This window comes from uncultured Xanthomarina sp. (assembly GCF_963971605.1).
In the GTDB taxonomy this organism is placed as follows: domain Bacteria; phylum Bacteroidota; class Bacteroidia; order Flavobacteriales; family Flavobacteriaceae; genus Xanthomarina; species Xanthomarina gelatinilytica.
Map to the genome: position 1 here is coordinate 77,708 of NZ_CAXATZ010000005.1, position 17,113 is coordinate 94,820.

Annotated in this window: 14 protein-coding genes; 7 read left to right on the forward strand and 7 right to left on the reverse strand. The window is 35.4% G+C overall.

The window, feature by feature from the left end; genetic code table 11:
- Window positions 1–388 precede the first annotated feature (388 nt).
- Window positions 389–1,399, reverse strand: coding sequence for a beta-ketoacyl-ACP synthase III (locus AACY93_RS03490; protein ID WP_007648507.1), 1,011 nt, complete (start codon window positions 1,397–1,399; stop codon window positions 389–391).
- Between the two features lie 172 nt (window positions 1,400–1,571).
- On the opposite strand from AACY93_RS03490, the gene AACY93_RS03495 reads away from it, so the two are divergent.
- On the forward strand, window positions 1,572–4,004 hold the full coding sequence (locus AACY93_RS03495; protein WP_007648506.1) for a prolyl oligopeptidase family serine peptidase: 2,433 nt from the start codon (window positions 1,572–1,574) through the stop codon (window positions 4,002–4,004).
- Between the two features lie 153 nt (window positions 4,005–4,157).
- Here AACY93_RS03495 and AACY93_RS03500 read toward each other — a convergent pair whose 3' ends face one another.
- Window positions 4,158–5,726 carry a GMC oxidoreductase gene (locus AACY93_RS03500; RefSeq protein WP_007648504.1) on the reverse strand — a complete coding sequence of 523 codons (1,569 nt, stop codon included), beginning with the start codon at window positions 5,724–5,726 and terminating at the stop codon, window positions 4,158–4,160.
- 268 nt (window positions 5,727–5,994) lie between these two features.
- Between AACY93_RS03500 and htpG the strand changes: the two genes are divergently transcribed.
- The gene (gene htpG / locus AACY93_RS03505; RefSeq protein WP_007648502.1) at window positions 5,995–7,902 is read left to right on the forward strand and encodes a molecular chaperone HtpG; all 1,908 of its coding nucleotides are present in this window, start codon (window positions 5,995–5,997) and stop codon (window positions 7,900–7,902) included.
- 82 nt (window positions 7,903–7,984) lie between these two features.
- Here htpG and AACY93_RS03510 read toward each other — a convergent pair whose 3' ends face one another.
- Window positions 7,985–8,752: a hypothetical protein gene (locus AACY93_RS03510; protein ID WP_040491583.1), complete on the reverse strand. Its 768-nt coding sequence runs from the start codon at window positions 8,750–8,752 to the stop codon at window positions 7,985–7,987.
- Window positions 8,753–9,037: 285 nt separating this feature from the next.
- A complete protein-coding gene (locus AACY93_RS03515; protein WP_286854434.1) occupies window positions 9,038–9,895 on the reverse strand; it encodes a YitT family protein in 858 nt (285 codons plus the stop codon).
- 467 nt (window positions 9,896–10,362) lie between these two features.
- On the opposite strand from AACY93_RS03515, the gene AACY93_RS03520 reads away from it, so the two are divergent.
- The 4 genes from AACY93_RS03520 (at window position 10,363) to AACY93_RS03535 (ending at window position 14,953) form a co-directional block, all read left to right on the forward strand.
- Window positions 10,363–11,604 carry a DEAD/DEAH box helicase gene (locus AACY93_RS03520; RefSeq protein WP_286854436.1) on the forward strand — a complete coding sequence of 414 codons (1,242 nt, stop codon included), beginning with the start codon at window positions 10,363–10,365 and terminating at the stop codon, window positions 11,602–11,604.
- 130 nt (window positions 11,605–11,734) lie between these two features.
- Window positions 11,735–12,709, forward strand: a complete 975-nt coding sequence (locus AACY93_RS03525; RefSeq protein ID WP_286854438.1) for a hypothetical protein — start codon at window positions 11,735–11,737, stop codon at window positions 12,707–12,709.
- On the forward strand, window positions 12,702–13,055 hold the full coding sequence (locus AACY93_RS03530) for a MauE/DoxX family redox-associated membrane protein (protein WP_286854439.1): 354 nt from the start codon (window positions 12,702–12,704) through the stop codon (window positions 13,053–13,055). The genes AACY93_RS03525 and AACY93_RS03530 overlap by 8 nt, the downstream gene beginning before the upstream one ends.
- A 62-nt stretch (window positions 13,056–13,117) precedes the next feature.
- A complete protein-coding gene (locus AACY93_RS03535) occupies window positions 13,118–14,953 on the forward strand; it encodes a Xaa-Pro dipeptidyl-peptidase (RefSeq protein ID WP_339611162.1) in 1,836 nt (611 codons plus the stop codon).
- On the opposite strand, the gene AACY93_RS03540 is transcribed toward AACY93_RS03535, so the two are convergent.
- Window positions 14,950–15,708: a uracil-DNA glycosylase family protein gene (locus AACY93_RS03540; protein ID WP_286854443.1), complete on the reverse strand. Its 759-nt coding sequence runs from the start codon at window positions 15,706–15,708 to the stop codon at window positions 14,950–14,952. The two genes, AACY93_RS03535 and AACY93_RS03540, sit on opposite strands and share 4 nt — an antisense overlap.
- 91 nt (window positions 15,709–15,799) lie before the next feature.
- On the opposite strand from AACY93_RS03540, the gene AACY93_RS03545 reads away from it, so the two are divergent.
- Window positions 15,800–15,937: a 30S ribosomal protein THX gene (locus tag AACY93_RS03545; RefSeq protein ID WP_007648484.1), complete on the forward strand. Its 138-nt coding sequence runs from the start codon at window positions 15,800–15,802 to the stop codon at window positions 15,935–15,937.
- Here the strand turns inward: AACY93_RS03545 and AACY93_RS03550 are convergent.
- On the reverse strand, window positions 15,927–16,265 hold the full coding sequence (locus tag AACY93_RS03550; RefSeq protein ID WP_286854444.1) for a hypothetical protein: 339 nt from the start codon (window positions 16,263–16,265) through the stop codon (window positions 15,927–15,929). The genes AACY93_RS03545 and AACY93_RS03550 overlap by 11 nt on opposite strands.
- Window positions 16,222–16,980 carry a peroxide stress protein YaaA gene (gene yaaA, locus AACY93_RS03555; protein WP_286854445.1) on the reverse strand — a complete coding sequence of 253 codons (759 nt, stop codon included), beginning with the start codon at window positions 16,978–16,980 and terminating at the stop codon, window positions 16,222–16,224. The genes AACY93_RS03550 and yaaA overlap by 44 nt, the downstream gene beginning before the upstream one ends.
- Between the last annotated feature and the right edge of the window lie 133 nt (window positions 16,981–17,113).

A 17,113-nucleotide genomic window follows, 5' to 3' on the forward strand; every position in this document is an offset into this window, starting at 1 on the left:
CTGGCTATTAAATGGAGAAAACCCAAAGCTTTTTGCTTTGGGTTTTTGATGTAAAATTGTTAAATGATAGTTAAAAACAGATTCCCATGAAATAAAATGGCCTTTTATACGTCTATAATAATAAGTGATAAGTTTTTAAGTAATCTTACTATAAAAAACTTTTTATGGTTAGTGTTAGTTAAAATTGGTTAGTAGTGAAAAACCCGAAACAAGTTTGTTTCGGGTTTTTTGTTGGATTAAAGCTTAGGCATTAGTCTGTAATAACTTCTTCCGTTTTCCAGATACTGCATATGCCATTATAATTTGGTTGCTTTCATTAAGTATTAAAAACAAACTTTTAAATATTCCCTTTCTTTGGTTTGGGAATATCTGTCTGTGCTGGAACCTATTACCATTTAATAATAACACTTCCCCAAGTAAAACCACTACCAAAAGCAGCAAGAACCACAGTGTTGCCTTCCTTTATTTTTCCAGCTTCCCAAGCTTCTGTTAAAGCAATAGGAATGGAAGCTGCAGTGGTATTTCCATATTTTTGAATGTTATTAAACACTTGGTCATCTGAGAGTTTAAACTTATTTTGAATAAATTGAGAAATTCTTAAATTGGCTTGATGTGGAATTAACATATCAATATCGCTGACTTCCAAGCTATTTTTTTCCAACCCTTCATGAATCACTTCACTAAAACGCACTACGGCATTTTTAAATACAAACTGTCCGTTCATATAAGGAAAATAACTCTCGTCTTCCGGGTTGTTTTCAGCTAAAATATCTGTTACCCAACGTGTTCCCATGCCAGGAGCTTTTACCACCAATTCTTCGGCATATTCTCCTTGCGAATGTAAATGCGTGGACAAAATACCTTTGGTATGGCTTTCTTCCCTTGTTAAAACAGCTGCTCCTGCACCATCTCCAAAAATAACCGAAACGCCTCTGCCTCTATCGGTTTTATCCAAGCCATGGGAATGCAATTCACTACCAATCACCAACACATTTTTATACATGCCTGTTTTAATGAAATTATCTGCTACAGACAAGGCGTACACAAAGCCAGAGCATTGGTTTCGCACATCCAGTGCGCCAACCGTTTTGATGTCCAGTTCTTTTTGGACAAAAACACCAGGTCCAGGAAAATAATAATCCGGACTTAAGGTTGCGAAAATAATAAAGTCAATATCATCTTTATCTATACCTGAACGTTCTATAGCTATTTTGGCAGCTTTTACTCCCATTACAGAGGTGGTATCTCCAGAGCCTGGCTTTACCCAACGTCTTTCCTGGATACCAGTACGTTCTTGAATCCATGCATCACTAGTGTCCATCATTTTGGACAAGTCATCATTAGTCACCACATTATCAGGAACATACTTTCCTAAACCAATAATTTTTGAATTATACATAAATAAGCAATTTAGTCGTTTAATCAGGTTTGCAATTTAATCATTAAAAGTAGTATTCGCATAATAATTGATTTTAAATATGACATTCTTAAAAAACCGTCATTTTTAACACGTTTTTAATAATTACATACCGAAGTTTTAGTAGCTTTAAAAACCAAAAACATACATCAATATGAAAACATCTTTATTTTATTTGTTTTTGTTTGTGACTACCTTAAGTTTCGGACAAGAAAACCTTAGCTATCAAAAACCACCACAAAGCATTTTAGAATTGGCCGAAGCGCCTCTAGCTCCAAGCATTCAAATAGACAGTAAAGGAAAAAACATTGTTTTTCTGTACAGGAGCAATTTTAAAAGCATTGAGGAACTTTCTGAAACCGAGATGCGTTTAGGAGGTTTGCGTATCAATCCTGTGACCAATATAGGCAGCAGAACCAGATACTTTATAAATTTAAAAGTAAGGGTTGGCCAAGATGGCAACATACAAGACGTTAATGGTTTGCCTGAAAACGGTCGTTTTGCAAACTTTTCTTGGTCGCCAAATCAAGAGTATATGGCCTTTACCAATACGGTAACTTCAGGGGTTGAGCTTTGGGTATTGGACATTGAAAATGCCAAAGCCAAAAAACTAAGCCAGGCCAATTTAAATGCCAATATGGGAAGGCCTTTTACTTGGTATAAAGACAGCAATTCGCTTTTAGTGACCACGCTTCCAGAAAATAGAAAGGATTTAATAGATACAACAGAAGCCATTCCTACAGGCCCAACAGTTTCTGTAAGTGAAGCTGGTGTAGAAGCACAGAACAGAACCTATCAGGATTTGCTTAAAAACAAAAATGATGAATACAATTTTGAACTTTTAACCCAAGCAGAACTCCACAAAATAAACATGGATGGCTCTTCTAGTCTTTGGAAAAAAAGCGACATGTATCGCGATGTATCTTTTTCACCAGACGGCAATTATGTAATGGTCACTACCATTAACAGACCTTTTTCTTATTTGGTCCCTTATTACAGGTTTCCTTCAACTACCACTATTTACAAAGCCAATGGCGACTTTGTAAACACCTTCTTAGAAGTTCCTTTAATTGAAGATTTGCCAAAAGGGTTTATGGCAGAGCGTACAGGAAAAAGAGATGTAAACTGGCGAAACGACAAACCAGCAACCTTAGTTTGGACGGAAGCCCTGGATGGTGGAGACCCAGAGAACGAAGTCCCTTTTAGAGATGAAGTATTTATGCAGGACGCGCCCTTTACAGGTAAAATAACATCACTTTTAAAAACCAAAGACCGTTTTAGATATATTCAATGGGGAAATGACAATACGGCTTTAGCACATGATTATTGGTGGAACACCAGAAACACCAGAACCTATCTCTTTAATCCATCCAACAACAAACAAGAACCAAAAATAGTTTTCGATAGGAATTATCAAGATGTTTACAACAATCCTGGGAATTTTGTAAGTACCAAAAATGAGTTTGATGAGTATGTTTTGGAACTGGATAACAATAACGCATATCTTATAGGTGATGGTTATAGCGACGCTGGAAAATTTCCTTTTATAGATGAGATTAATCTGGAAACCCTACAAACCAACAGACTGTATCATTCAAAATTAACAGATCAAGTTGAAGACATTACCATGGCCTTAAATGCCAAACAAGGTGAGTATGTGGTTAGGATTGAATCAAAAAACCAATTTCCAAACTATTATATAAGAAACATAAAAAAACGCATAGGCTTACAACCATTAACCCAGTTCGAAAATCCGTTCAAAAGCATTCAAGATGTTCAAAAAGAAGTGATAAAATACAATCGTGCAGATGGTCTGGAATTAACCGGAACACTTTATTTGCCTACAGATTATGAAGCAGGCAAAAAGTATCCCATGATTATGTGGGCTTATCCTCAAGAATTTAAGGACAAAAGCAGTGCTGGACAAAACACCAAAAGTTCCAATGAGTTTACCTATCCTTGGTATGGTTCTCCCATATATTGGGTAACCAGAGGTTATGTGGTTTTGGACGATGCTTCTTTTCCCATAGTTGGTGAAGGAGACGAAGAACCTAACGACACCTTCATAGAGCAATTGGTTGCCAATGCAAAAGCTGCCATTGACGCTGTAGATGCTTTGGGATATATAGACAGGCATAAAGTAGCCGTTGGTGGTCATAGTTATGGTGCATTTATGACAGCCAATTTATTATCCCACTCCAACCTGTTTGCTGCAGGAATTGCCAGAAGTGGCGCTTATAACAGAACCTTAACCCCTTTTGGTTTTCAAAGTGAGGAGCGCAATTATTGGGAAGCGCCAGAAATTTATTACAACATGTCGCCTTTTATGCATGCAGACACCATGAAAACCCCTTTACTTTTAATTCATGGCGAAGCCGATAACAACTCTGGAACCTATCCGTTGCAAAGTGAACGTTATTTTAATGCTTTAAAAGGATTGGGAGCCCCTGTAAGATTGGTAATGCTGCCTAAAGAAAGTCATGGTTATGCTGCCAAAGAATCCATCCTGCACATGCTATGGGAACAAGATAAATGGCTGGAAGACCATGTAAAGAACAATACTGAAACTAAAAGTGGAACCAATTAAAAGAAACTGATTAAGCAACCTAAAAAAACCACCAAATTGGTGGTTTTTTTCTTATTGTCAACCCGACTTATTTATTTGAATAAATACCATGTTTTTTTAAGATTCTTCCCTATGCCCTTATTAACAATAAAATCTTAATTGCATGCTTTTCACCTATGCTTTTTTGGGTTCTATTTTGCTCATGGCATGCTCTGTAATGGCCGTAATGGACAATGACGGATTCACTCCTGGATTGGCAGAAATCATGGAGCCATCACAAACCAACATATTTTGGTAACCAAATACTTTATTATGTTTATCAATTACTCCCTTTGAAGTATCTTTTGCCATCACTGCACCTCCTAAAATATGCGCTGTAGTTGGTGTTCCCAACATAGCATCCGTAAAATTGGCATATGGAATACCCTTCACTTTTTCTGCTACTTGTTTTCCCAAAGCCATAGCTTCTGGAATAAAAGCGCTTGGTTTGGTTCCAGATTCCTTAACCGTTTTCATTTTGGTTAATTTGCCCAATTTAATTTGTAACGTGCTATCCAAGGTTTGCATAAACAATAGAATGGTAGTACGTTGTGCATATTTTTTGGAGAAGATGGTTTTAAAAAATCGGGTAGGTTGTTTAAAAAACAAACCGATAATGCCTAGCAACCTAAATAGAGCAAATTTTTTATAGATGGTTGGCATGGTTAAAGCCTTAGAAAAACTGGAACCTTCTCCATATCTTACAGGTTCCAAATGGCTATTTTTATCTGTATGCAGAATGGAACCAATGGCAATCCCTTTAGAATAATCTTTCGGATTTTTATCTGTAGAAGTTACCAATAACAAAGACTCATTATTGGTTCGGATGTTTTTCCCTACAACGTCAGATAACTTTGGCAAAGAGGTTTTTTTCAATTTTAAAAGCAATGGAACCGTTCCCATAACGCCTCCTGAAAAAATTACTCCTTTGCTTGTAACGCTTGCTCTACTTTTTTTTCCCATGCTTGACTTAAAATCAATTCTATAACCATTGGAACCATCATCCTTTCCTAACACAGAAACATTAAACACTTCCTTTTCTGCAAGAATTTTGGCTCCAAGCTGTTGTGCCAAATACAAATAGTTTTTATCCAAGGTGTTTTTGGCATTATATCTACAGCCTGTCATACAGGCTCCACAAAACACACAACCAGTCCTGTCTGGTCCTTTACCTTTAAAATAAGGGTCAGGTACAGTTTTACCAGCTTCCCCAAAATACACAGCTACTTTGGTGGCTTCAAAATGAGTTTCTTTTCCAATGTCTTTTGCCAAATCTTTTATCAGTTCATCCGAAGCATACAATTTTGGGTTGGTATTGGCCCCCAACATCTCGTAGGCCTTCGTGTAAAAAGGCTTTAGTTGGCATTCCCAATCATTTAAATGTGCCCAACTTCCAGTATTAAAGAATTCCTTTTTGGGAATTGGCAAGGTATTCGCATAGGTTAAAGAGCCTCCACCAACACCCACTCCAGACAGTACAGTGACATGATTTAAAAAGGTCATTTTAAAAAAACCATATAGGCTAACTCTTGGTTCCCAAAGCCATTTTTTTAGGTTCCAGTTGGTTTTAGGGAAATCCTTGCCCTTAAACCATTTTCCTTTTTCAATAATCAGGACTTTATAGCCTTTTTCAGAAAGCCTTAAAGCACTCACCGAGCCTCCAAAGCCACTACCAATAATTACATAATCGTAATCCAATTGCACAGTATTTCAGTTATTAGTATAAAATTTAAAGATAGCACTTAGAATAATATTTATTTTCAAAATATTTAAAAATTCAAAAAACTTGTTTTTTTATATCAAAAATCGTCAACCTCCAATTATAAATCATTGTGTCAGTTTGTCACTTATTCAGGCTTGGCATTTTTGTTGTTTTATAGATTGCATCAAAAACAAATATATTATTAACAGGATTCCCTTCTTTACTGAAACGGGTTCAGCACATGCAAGGGAATGATAAATACCATAAATTATGACAAAAGGAAATATTAATGTTTCGGTAGAAAATATCTTTCCATTAATTAAAAAATTCCTGTATAGCGATCACGAAATCTTTTTACGTGAGTTAATTAGTAACGCTACAGATGCTACTTTAAAACTGAAACATTTAACAAGTATTGGAGAAGCTAAAGTAGAGTATGGTCAACCAAAAATTGAAGTAAAGATTGATAAAAAAGGCAAAAAATTGCACATTATCGATCAGGGAATTGGTATGACTGCTGAAGAAGTTGAAAAATACATTAACCAAATTGCATTTTCTGGTGCTGAAGAGTTTTTGGACAAATACAAGGATTCCGGAAAAGATGCTGGCATTATAGGACATTTTGGACTTGGATTCTATTCTGCTTTTATGGTTGCAGACAAAGTAGAGATCATTACCAAATCTTACAAAGACGAACCTGCTGCCCACTGGACTTGTGATGGGTCTCCTGAATTTTCTTTGGAGCCTTCCAAAAAAACAGAGCGAGGCACGGAAATCATTCTTCATATAGCTGAAGATTCAACCGAATTTTTAGAAGAAGCACGCATTCGTGAATTGCTTACCAAGTATAACAAGTTTATGCCTATTCCCATTAAATTTGGAACCAAGGAAATAAACGATCCGGATTTTACCCCTAAAACCACGAAAGACAAAGATGGCAAGGAAACTACAGAGCCACACAAAAAAATAACCGTTGATAACATCATCAACAACCCAAATCCTGCTTGGACCAAACAACCAACAGACCTAAAAGACGAAGATTATAAAAGTTTCTACAGGGAATTGTACCCTATGCAGTTCGAGGAGCCTTTATTCCACATTCATTTAAATGTAGATTACCCGTTCAATCTTACAGGGATTTTATATTTCCCAAAGATGACCAACGATTTAAACCTTCAAAAAGATAAAATACAACTTTATCAAAACCAGGTTTTTGTAACAGATAATGTAGAAGGCATCGTGCCAGAATTTTTAACCATGTTACGTGGTGTCATCGATTCGCCGGATATTCCATTAAACGTATCGCGTTCTTATTTGCAGGCTGATGGTGCTGTAAAAAAGATTTCATCTTACATTACCAGAAAGGTTGCAGATAAATTAAAATCGTTGTTTAACGAAAACCGTAAAGATTTTGAAGCCAAGTGGAACGATATTAAAATCGTGATTGAATATGGGATGCTTTCAGAAGATAAATTCTTTGAAAAAGCTGATGCCTTTGCGCTGTATCCAACAGTAGATGGTACGTATTATACCTATGAAGAGCTCTTCAACAAAATAAAAGCAAATCAAACAGACAAAGACGATAAATTAGTGATTTTGTATGCTTCCAATGAAGATGCCCAACACAGTTATATTGAAGCTGCCAAAGCCAAAGGTTACGAAGTCTTGTTATTGGATTCCCCAATTGTGAGTCATTTAATGCAAAAACTGGAATCCACAAAAGAAAACATTACTTTTTCCCGAGTAGATGCAGACCATATTGACAACTTGATCAAGAAAGAAGATACCAAGATTTCCAAATTAACCGATGAACAGAAAACTGAACTGGAAACCCTTTTAAAAGAAGTGATTCCTGCAGAAAAATTCTCGGTTCAACTAGAGACCATGGACAGCGAGGCCACTCCTTTTATGATTACCCAACCAGAATTTATGCGCAGAATGAAAGAAATGCAACAAACTGGTGGTGGTATGTTTGGAATGGGCAACATGCCAGACATGTACAACTTGGTTGTAAACACAAACTCTGAATTGGTTGGTGAAATATTGGCCACCAAAACCAAAAAGAAACAAGAACGTTTAATAAACCAAAGTTTGGATTTGGCCAGATTGTCTCAAGGACTTTTAAAAGGTCAAGAACTTACTAATTTCATTAAGCGTAGCTACGAGATGATCAAGTAAACTTGATTGTTATATAAAACTAAAAACCCACCTTTTAAACTTTAAAGGTGGGTTTTTTTATCAGTGATGTGTGATTGGTTGTTTAATCGCCACTTAGGTTTTTATTGTATATCCAAATTTCATCAAACGTATCTTCAATAAGATGGTCTCTTGCTTCCAGAAAATCCTGGAAACTGTTTTTTTCATAAATTTTTTCGAATGCTTCTTTAAAATTTGGTCCCTCTTTATCAAACTCAGTCCAACTTTTATTAAAGCTAACAGATGCCACATGTCTACCCAGGTTTCCTTGTATAAACTCGTTGTAATACAATCCCCAAGGGTTATCGCCTGGCATGGATTTTATTGTGCTGCTCACTTTCTTAAAAAAATCTTTCATTAAATATTGACCATCATTTTTAAGCTCCATGATTCTTACAAATAAAATTGGATACTTAACACTTTCTCCAGCAAGCATAGCTGTATTGGATAGGTCATCGTCTTGCGTCCAATATTCAACAGTGTGAATTTTTTTAATATAAGGCATCACATTGTCCCTCCAATCTATATCATGTGCTCCTTCAGGTCTGGAATCGTTGTGTTTAAACATCATGGGACCCATTTGCCAGATTAAACTTCCTGCATTTGGCCCAGAGGAAATATTATAAACAACAGCCTTATGTGGCCCGTTTTTATGATACATTTCGTTGTGCTTTCTCATGTTTTCTTCAAAGACTTTTAGATTTGTATAATCTGGAGTCAGCAAAACTGTTTCCCACATGGAATAATTTTTCGATTCTTGAGCTTCAGCTTGATATGAAACCCCTAAAACCATGACTAGCATCCCTATAGATGCAATACATTTTTTTAACATAATTTAATAATTTAATTGATTAATAGCATTACTTGCAACCCTTGCAAATAGATAAGTAAATAACTTTAACTGATAATGATATAATAAAAAGGTTGTTACAAACCCATTTAAGATAAAGATCGGTGTTTGGAGATGTTTAAAGATAGACGATTACAAGTCGGATTATCAAGCGCTTAGGGACGAAACAAGGGTTTTATTGTCCGAAGGAAAGGTTTTATTTATCAAAAAAAAAAAGCCACTTATACTTTAAGTAGCTTTTTAGAGGTTTTATTTTAAAATTAAGATTTAAAAAGTATCGTTATTAGACTCTAACACCGAAATTGTAGCTTTTGGATCAATTTTATAAATTAATGCTCTAACAATTTCAAGTTTTTTTGTGTTCCTAGTTATTAAAATTAATTTTCCATTTGAATCGTAATGAATTAATTTTAAGACACTTTCGGTTATCTCTTTATTTTCCAATATCGTTTCCTGAATTAATAAATTTTTTGATGAAAACACCAAAAGTGTCATACTTTTAAGTGATTTTTTAATATAATACGCAATGGTTTTACTTATAGCTATAATAGCTATAATACTATAAGCTGCCATAGTAAAATCCTCAAAAACCAAAACTCCTAAAAAGATTACGATACCATCAATAATTAAAATTAATTGATTGTATGGAAGTTTAATTTTAGTTGCCAATATCCTAACTAAAATATCATTTCCTCCAGTTGTTGCTCCTGCGTTCATTACAATAGAAACTGCCAAACCAATAATAGCCCCTCCAAAAACAGACGAAACTAGAACATCTTCAACATAAACTTTGTTTTTTAATAAAGATGAGAATGTATCTATATAAAATGAAACCAAAACCATTGAAAATGCCGTCTTTATTCCTGTTTTTACACCTAAAACTTTGGTTCCCCATAAAAGCAAAGGAATATTAACCAATAATGCCAAAAGTCCAATTGTTAAACCAGTAAGTTTATTTACTACAATACTTAAACCCAGAATTCCTCCAGGGACAATATTATGTGGAATAATAAATACAACATAAGCAATTGCCAAAAGTACAGAGCCCATAAACACCCATGTATAGCTTTTTAGCTCTTTAAGTAAAATCTCTTTTTTTAATATTAGTGTTAATTTATTTTTCATGGTTTGCCGTAAAAAAAAATCCCTTTGATTGTAACGTAGATCAAAGGGATTTAAAATTATAATTTTATGTTATTTTATTCACTTTGATAAATAAGTATGTGCTTACACATATGTTTACGTGTATTATTAATTGACTTACAAATTGATATTACCCTAAATAAATTCATTTTAAATTTGTTATAATAAAAAAGCGTTCTAACTTTTTGGTAGAACGCTTAAATCTTTAGTTTAAATATAATGTACGTTCTAGCCTTTGGAAAATTTCCAATTCTTCTTACAAATACTATGTACGCGATTTTTTCTCATTTAGATGTCGCAAATCTATAATAAATTTTTTAAGTCGCATTACAGATTTTGTATTTTATTATCAGAAGCATTCTAAAAAAGCGTGTTGTTCCTTTTATGAAATATGTAAACAAAAATTAATTCCTTTAAATTTCAACTATCTTTGTAAAAAATAATCATACATGTCGTTTAAAGACTTACAACTTATAAATCCACTTTTAAAAGCCATTGAAGAACAAGGCTATACCATTCCCACGCTCGTGCAGCAGAAAACCATTCCGTTGGTTCTGGCAAAAAAAGATGTGATTACCTCTGCACAAACCGGAACCGGAAAAACGGCTGCGTTTGCATTACCCATATTACAATTGTTATTTGAAAAACAAGATGCTCCCAAAGGAGGCAAAAAAATTAAAGCGCTCATAGTAAGTCCTACAAGAGAATTGGCTTTACAAATTGGGAATAATTTTAAGGCATATGGTAGGCATACCAATTTAAGGGCAACTGTTATTTTTGGTGGTACGTCCATAGAACCCCAAATCGATGTCCTAACCAAAGGGGTTGATATTTTAGTGGCAACGCCTGGAAGACTGATTGATTTACACAAACAAGAGATGGTCGATTTAAGCCACGTTGAAATTTTGGTACTGGATGAAGCAGACCTCATGCTGGATATGGGATTTATTGATGATATAAAACATATTGAAAGCTTATGCCCTAAACAAAAGCAAATTTTATTGTTTTCGGCAACCATGCCTTTTAAAGTAGAGCAATTGGCAAACACCATCTTAACACAACCAGAACGCATAGAAGTGGCACAAACCTCTTCTGCAGCAAAAACAGTGGGACAAATATTGTATTATGTACCAAAACGCAATAAAATAGAACTGTGTTTGCATTTGTTAAGAAACGAAATTAAAGGAAGTATCCTTATTTTTAGACGTACTAAATTTGGAGTAGACAAATTAGAACAAACCCTTATTAAAAATGGATATCAGGTGGAAACACTACATGGAGACAAATCGCAAACCGATAGACAAACGGCTTTGAAAAAGTTTAAAAGTAGCATGGTAAACATCTTAATTGCTACAGATGTGGCTGCCAGAGGGATAGACATCAATGAATTGGATGCCGTTATTAATTTCGATTTGCCAAACATACCTGAAACTTATGTCCACAGAATTGGAAGAACAGGACGTGCTGGAAACTCTGGTATGTCTTACTCGTTTTGCAGTGCAGACGAAAAAAACTATGTTCAAACCATTCAGCAATTGATACAGATCCAAATTCCGGTTGAAGAACAGCATCCTTATCCATTGGACCCAAAAGCCAAAGCCATTGTTCATAAACCCAAACAATCTGGAAATAAACATAAAAAGGGCAGAAAAAGCCAAGCTTCAAAAAAGAAAAAGAAACGCTGGTACTAATTTTGATCTAAAAAGCAGACCAGAGAGTCATGTCTTTGACATTTTTTCACTTAAAATCCTGTTAATATCAATGAACAGGATTTTTTTTAACTATCTTTAAATTTCATTTTCAAATTTGTCCATAAAGCTTATGTTTAAGCAAAGTATCTTATTATTCTTTTGTTCAATTACCAGTTTTGCGCAAACCATTATTATCGATTCACAAACCAAGCATCCTGTGTCTTATGCAACCATTTCTTTCGGGAACGGACAAGGGGTTTTTGCAGACGATGAAGGCATGTTTGTTTTTACAAAGAAAATATATCCAGACATTGATTCCCTTTTTATTTCCGCATTAGGATTTAAAGATTTACATATATCTTCGGAAACAGTATCAGACACACTACAACTCCAACCATTTATAGATGAATTGGACGAGGTTGTGGTTCGTGCCAAAATAGACAGAAAATATAAGGAAGAAACCATTAAACCTTATCTGGATGACGATTATTATGCCTGTTGGCTTCCAACCATTGAATCTGAAATTGCCGTATATTTTAAAAATCCAGATACCAAGCTCAAAAAATTAACAGAAATACAATTTCCCATTGCCTTGGAATCTGTGGACTGGGAAAAGAGACATAAAGCAAATGCTGAAAAAAAACCTTTTTCCACATTGTTCAAAGTGAAAGTGTACCACAATAACAATGGATTTCCAGGCAAACCCTTAAGCTACGAGAACATGGTATTTAGAGTCACTGAAAAAGATGGAGATGCTTATGCCATGGATGTCTCTGCTTACGATATTTATATTCCGGATTCCGGTTTTTTTGTTTCCATACAGGTATTGGGTTATACAGATGATTCTGGAAAACTTTTGCCAAATAAAAAATATAAGGAAATAAAATCTAGAGGTCAGACCGTAAAAATTCCAACCAATTTTAGACCACTTTTGCCTTTTACCAACGAAATACCTGAAAACAACACCTATATTAAACGGGTGTTCGTTAACCATAATCAATGGATTCAATTTAAAAAAGAAAACATTAACGATTCCAGTTTGTTAAAAGCAGGATTGAACAATTATGGCATCGGAATCTCCTACAAAGCGTTTAAAGATGAGTAATCCTTGGCACCTATACCTTATGGCTTTTTTATATATCTCAGCTGGTATCATGCATTTTATAAGGCCTAAAATGTACATGAGAATCATGCCAAAGTACCTACCCAACCATAAGTTTTTGGTTTTATTAAGTGGTATTGCAGAAATAGTTTTGGGAATTGCTTTATGTTTCAATAGCAGCAGAACCTTTGCTATTTATGGCATAATAGCCATGTTAGCAGTGTTTTTATTGGTTCATGTCTACATGCTTTCAAGTGAAAAAGCAGGAGCAGGCATCCCACAATGGATTTTAATTTTAAGAATCCCTCTCCAGTTTGCGCTTATGGCTTGGGCTTGGTTATATCTCTAACTTGCTTTTACAATTAAAAAAAACGACCTTAGTAAACATCAAATAAATACATTTTTTAGAACATGAAAACATCATTAAAATTAGTACTCAATGTCCTGTTTTTAGTAACCTTCCCTTTTTCTTTTTCACAAGAAAAAGCGACTCCGGTTTTTGAAAATGGTGAAGCTCAAATTGTTCCAGCATTCAGTAAACCTGAAAGCTGGATTAGACACGATTTATGGGTTGAAACAGAATTCGATACAGATGGCGACGGCAAATTGGACCGAATGCATGTATCTGTTACCAGACCACCACAAACAGATACAGAAAATTTAAAACTTCCTGTTATTTATGTGTCAAGTCCTTATTTTGCTGGTGTAGCACAAAATGAAGAAGGTTTATTTTGGGATGTAAAGCACGAATTGGGCGAAGCTGCCAAAGAACGAGTGCATCCTGAGGTAAAGCGTATGGGACAAAGACCTGTAATTTCTAACTCGCATATTTTAAAATGGGTACCAAGGGGTTACATCGTGGTACATTCATCGTCACCCGGAACAGGTCTTTCAGATGGTTCGCCAACTGTTGGTGGCGACAACGAATCCCTTGCTCCCAAAGCTGTAATAGAATGGTTAACCGGCAAAGCGAAAGGTTATACCGAACGTGAAGGCAGCGAAGAGGTTATAGCCTATTGGTCTACTGGAAAAGTTGGCATGACAGGTACATCTTATAATGGCACTATTCCGTTAGCTGCTGCAACCACTGGAGTTGAAGGTTTGGAAGCCATTATACCTATTGCGCCAAACACATCCTATTATCATTATTATAGATCCAATGGTTTGGTAAGATCTCCAGGAGGTTATTTAGGGGAAGATATCGACGTGCTTTACGATTTTATCCATAGTGGCGATGAATCTAAACGCGCTTATGGCAATCGCGTTATTAGAGATACCGAAATGAAAAATGGCATGGACAGACTAACGGGTGATTACAACGATTTCTGGGCCGGACGAGATTATATAAACGATATGGAACCTATGAAAGCTGCATTATTGATGTCTCATGGTTTTAACGATTGGAATGTGATGCCAGAACACAGTTATAGAATTTATGAACAGGCAAAAAAACAGGACATTCCTGCTCAAATATATTATCATCAAAATGGTCATGGTGGACCTCCTCCAATCAGCATGATGAACAGATGGTTTACCCATTATTTACACGGTATTGACAATGGTGTGGAAAACGATGCCAAGGCATGGATTGTTAGGGAAAATGATGCTCCAGATAGCCCAACTTCCTATAAGGACTATCCAAATCCAGATGCTTCGGAAGTGACTTTATTTCTTGAAAATGGAGGCTTAAAAACAGGCTCCTTAACCATTGAGAAGCCTAAAAATCAAGGAAAAGAAAACTTGGTGGACGATTATCAATTTTCGGGAGACGATTTGGCACAAGCTGAAAGTTCAAACAATCGTTTGTTGTACGTAACCCAAACGCTTTCTAAAGATGTGCACCTTTCTGGTTTAGCAAACGCAACCATTACTTTGGCCAGTAGCAAACCTGCAGCCAACTTATCGGTTTGGTTGGTGTCTTTACCTTGGAATACGGATATAAACGCTAAAATTAATGATAAAATTATTGCTCGAGGTTGGGCAGATCCACAGAACCACAAATCTTTAACCGAAAGTGAGCCTTTGGTGCCTGGGAAATTTTATACCATATCATTCGATTTACAACCAGACGATCAAATTATCCCTAAAGGGCAGCAGATTGCTTTAATGATTTTTTCCAGTGACAATCAATATACCTTATTGCCAAATCCTGGAACAGAGTTGACTATAGACTTAGAAAAAACGTCACTTCGTTTACCTGTAGTTGGTGGAGAAAAAGCCTTAAAAAGTGCAATGGAAACCCCTTAAAAAAACTCACGATATTGCATGATTCTAAAATCCAGGGTATTGAACTCTGGATTTTTTTGTTTAAGCTGTTTGTACAAAGGCATGCTTCCAACAGCTCTGTTGGCTGCTCCCGAAGGTGCTGTTAAGGAAACGGTTTTAATGATTCTTTTGTCATTTTTAAAAGAGCTTTGCGATTGAGGAATCTCATCATTCCAATTACTTGTCATGGATGCTTCACGCAGCCTGTCTTGAGCATTGTCGAAAGGCTCAGAATGACATAACTCAAATTGATGGATTCTAGGGACTTCATTGGAAACCAGTTCCAATTTCAGATTGTATTCCTTTAAATGTTTTCTGAAAAAATATTCTGGGCCATTTTTACTGTTTCCACCTGTAAACAACAAGGTGTCCACATTTGGAAACTCCTTTAAGTAGCCAACCAAATCCCTTAACACAATATTTTGCATGCCTAAATCCGAAGCATCTATTTTTTCGCGTTCGGCACTTTCAACCATATCGCAAATACCTATTCCTCTATCCAATAAAAATTGCTTGCGTTGGTATATGGCTTCTTTGGTGTTTTCATATTTTAAACCCAACTCAAATATGGTGTCTAAAATTTTCCATAACTGACCATCACTGCTTCCGTAGCAAAAATCGACATCTGCTGGTTTTAAATCTCCAATGGTGAATCTAGGAGGTGGTAACGTGCCAACAATTAATTTGGTAGCATGTTTGGGGATAAAGGGTTTGTATGGATGCTGATGCTTGAACATGAAATGCTTGATTTATATGCTTATTTTTTGTATGTTATATTAAATAAAAAAGTTTAATTAAAAAAGAATCTCATTTTGATGAGAACATATTATGGGAAAAGGAGACAAAAAAACCAAGAGAGGTAAAATTCATCGAGGCACTTTTGGTGTAAGACGACCACGAATAAAAAAACGTCCTCGATTGGAAGATCAGTTAAACGTTAATAAGAAGGTTAGCCCTAAACCTTGATATAAGTAGCCAGTTTCTTGCCAATGGCATAGGCACCTACTATGGACAGAACAACTATTAGAATGTTGGAGAAAATATAGACTGTATAAAGTAAAACATTTTCTTTAGAGTTGATGCAAAATGTGTCTGTGATACAGGTTTCAAGTGTTTCTTCGTAAATTTGAAGCAACAAAAAACTCAACACAAACAAAACCAACAGGGCAACCAAAATATATTGAAACGTTTTGTTTTTAGGTTTTTTACCAGTAGGTTTAAAAGCGTTTCGCTGGTCTTCGGTACGTTTGTTATCTTGTAAAGACCAAACGGTTTTCTTTGGAGAGTTGCTCATGAAATCTGTAATTTTCAAGGTTAAAACCTTTAATATCTTCTAAAGTTTTGGCATTGGTATCTATAATATAACGTGCCATCAAGCCTCTTGCCAGTTTGGCATAAATTCCAATGGTTTTATAGTCGCCATTTTTAAGTTCCTTAAAATCGATTTCTATTACTGGGACTTTCAGGGTTTTGGAATCAATGGCTTTAAAATATTCGTTACTGGCTAGGTTTAGAAACAGTTCGTTGTCTTCCAATTCCTCATTTAGGGCTTTGGTGACTTTCTTTTTCCAGAATTCATAGAGGTTTTTATTTTTTCCAATGGAAAGCTTGGTTCCCATTTCCAATCGGTAAGGCTGTATCAAATCCAAAGGTTTTAAAACGCCGTATAAGCCAGAAAGGATCCTTACGGCATCCTGTAATTTATCAATGTTTTTTGTATCTAAAGTATACACATCCAAGCCTCTGTACACATCGCCATTAAAAGCATAAACGGCTGGTCTGGCATTGTCTTTTGTAAAAGGTAATTGCCACTCTTGATTGCGCTGGTAATTTAATTGCGCTAAATCGTCTGAAATGCTCATGAGTTTAGACAAACTCTTAGCTGATTTTTTTTTAAGTAATTTATTGATGCGTTCAGAATCTGACAGAAACTGTCCTTCAGATGTTTTTGTAGTTGGCAATTTAGATTCAAAATCGAGTGATTTTGCTGGTGATAATACAAGCTTCATATGTCTTCAAATTTGCTATTCAAAGTTACGGATAAAACCATAAAATAACGAATTCAAAATGTTATAATGAAGCTAATAAAGTTCTATTCTTGTAAATTTATAATTATTTAAATTCAACAAGAGATTCCATAAA

Bases quoted from the DNA above. Each gene is read 5' to 3' on its own strand.
- AACY93_RS03490 (WP_007648507.1), bottom strand. From the start codon at position 1,399: ATGTATAATTCAAAAATTATTGGTTTAGGAAAGTATGTTCCTGATAAT.
- AACY93_RS03530 (WP_286854439.1), top strand. From the start codon at position 12,702: ATGAGTAATCCTTGGCACCTATACCTTATGGCTTTTTTATATATCTCA.
- AACY93_RS03535 (WP_339611162.1), top strand. From the start codon at position 13,118: ATGAAAACATCATTAAAATTAGTACTCAATGTCCTGTTTTTAGTAACC.
- AACY93_RS03495 (WP_007648506.1), top strand. From the start codon at position 1,572: ATGAAAACATCTTTATTTTATTTGTTTTTGTTTGTGACTACCTTAAGT.
- AACY93_RS03525 (WP_286854438.1), top strand. From the start codon at position 11,735: ATGTTTAAGCAAAGTATCTTATTATTCTTTTGTTCAATTACCAGTTTT.
- AACY93_RS03540 (WP_286854443.1), bottom strand. From the start codon at position 15,708: ATGTTCAAGCATCAGCATCCATACAAACCCTTTATCCCCAAACATGCT.
- AACY93_RS03510 (WP_040491583.1), bottom strand. From the start codon at position 8,752: ATGTTAAAAAAATGTATTGCATCTATAGGGATGCTAGTCATGGTTTTA.
- yaaA (WP_286854445.1), bottom strand. From the start codon at position 16,980: ATGAAGCTTGTATTATCACCAGCAAAATCACTCGATTTTGAATCTAAA.
- AACY93_RS03545 (WP_007648484.1), top strand. From the start codon at position 15,800: ATGGGAAAAGGAGACAAAAAAACCAAGAGAGGTAAAATTCATCGAGGC.
- AACY93_RS03515 (WP_286854434.1), bottom strand. From the start codon at position 9,895: ATGAAAAATAAATTAACACTAATATTAAAAAAAGAGATTTTACTTAAA.
- htpG (WP_007648502.1), top strand. From the start codon at position 5,995: ATGACAAAAGGAAATATTAATGTTTCGGTAGAAAATATCTTTCCATTA.
- AACY93_RS03550 (WP_286854444.1), bottom strand. From the start codon at position 16,265: ATGAGCAACTCTCCAAAGAAAACCGTTTGGTCTTTACAAGATAACAAA.
- AACY93_RS03520 (WP_286854436.1), top strand. From the start codon at position 10,363: ATGTCGTTTAAAGACTTACAACTTATAAATCCACTTTTAAAAGCCATT.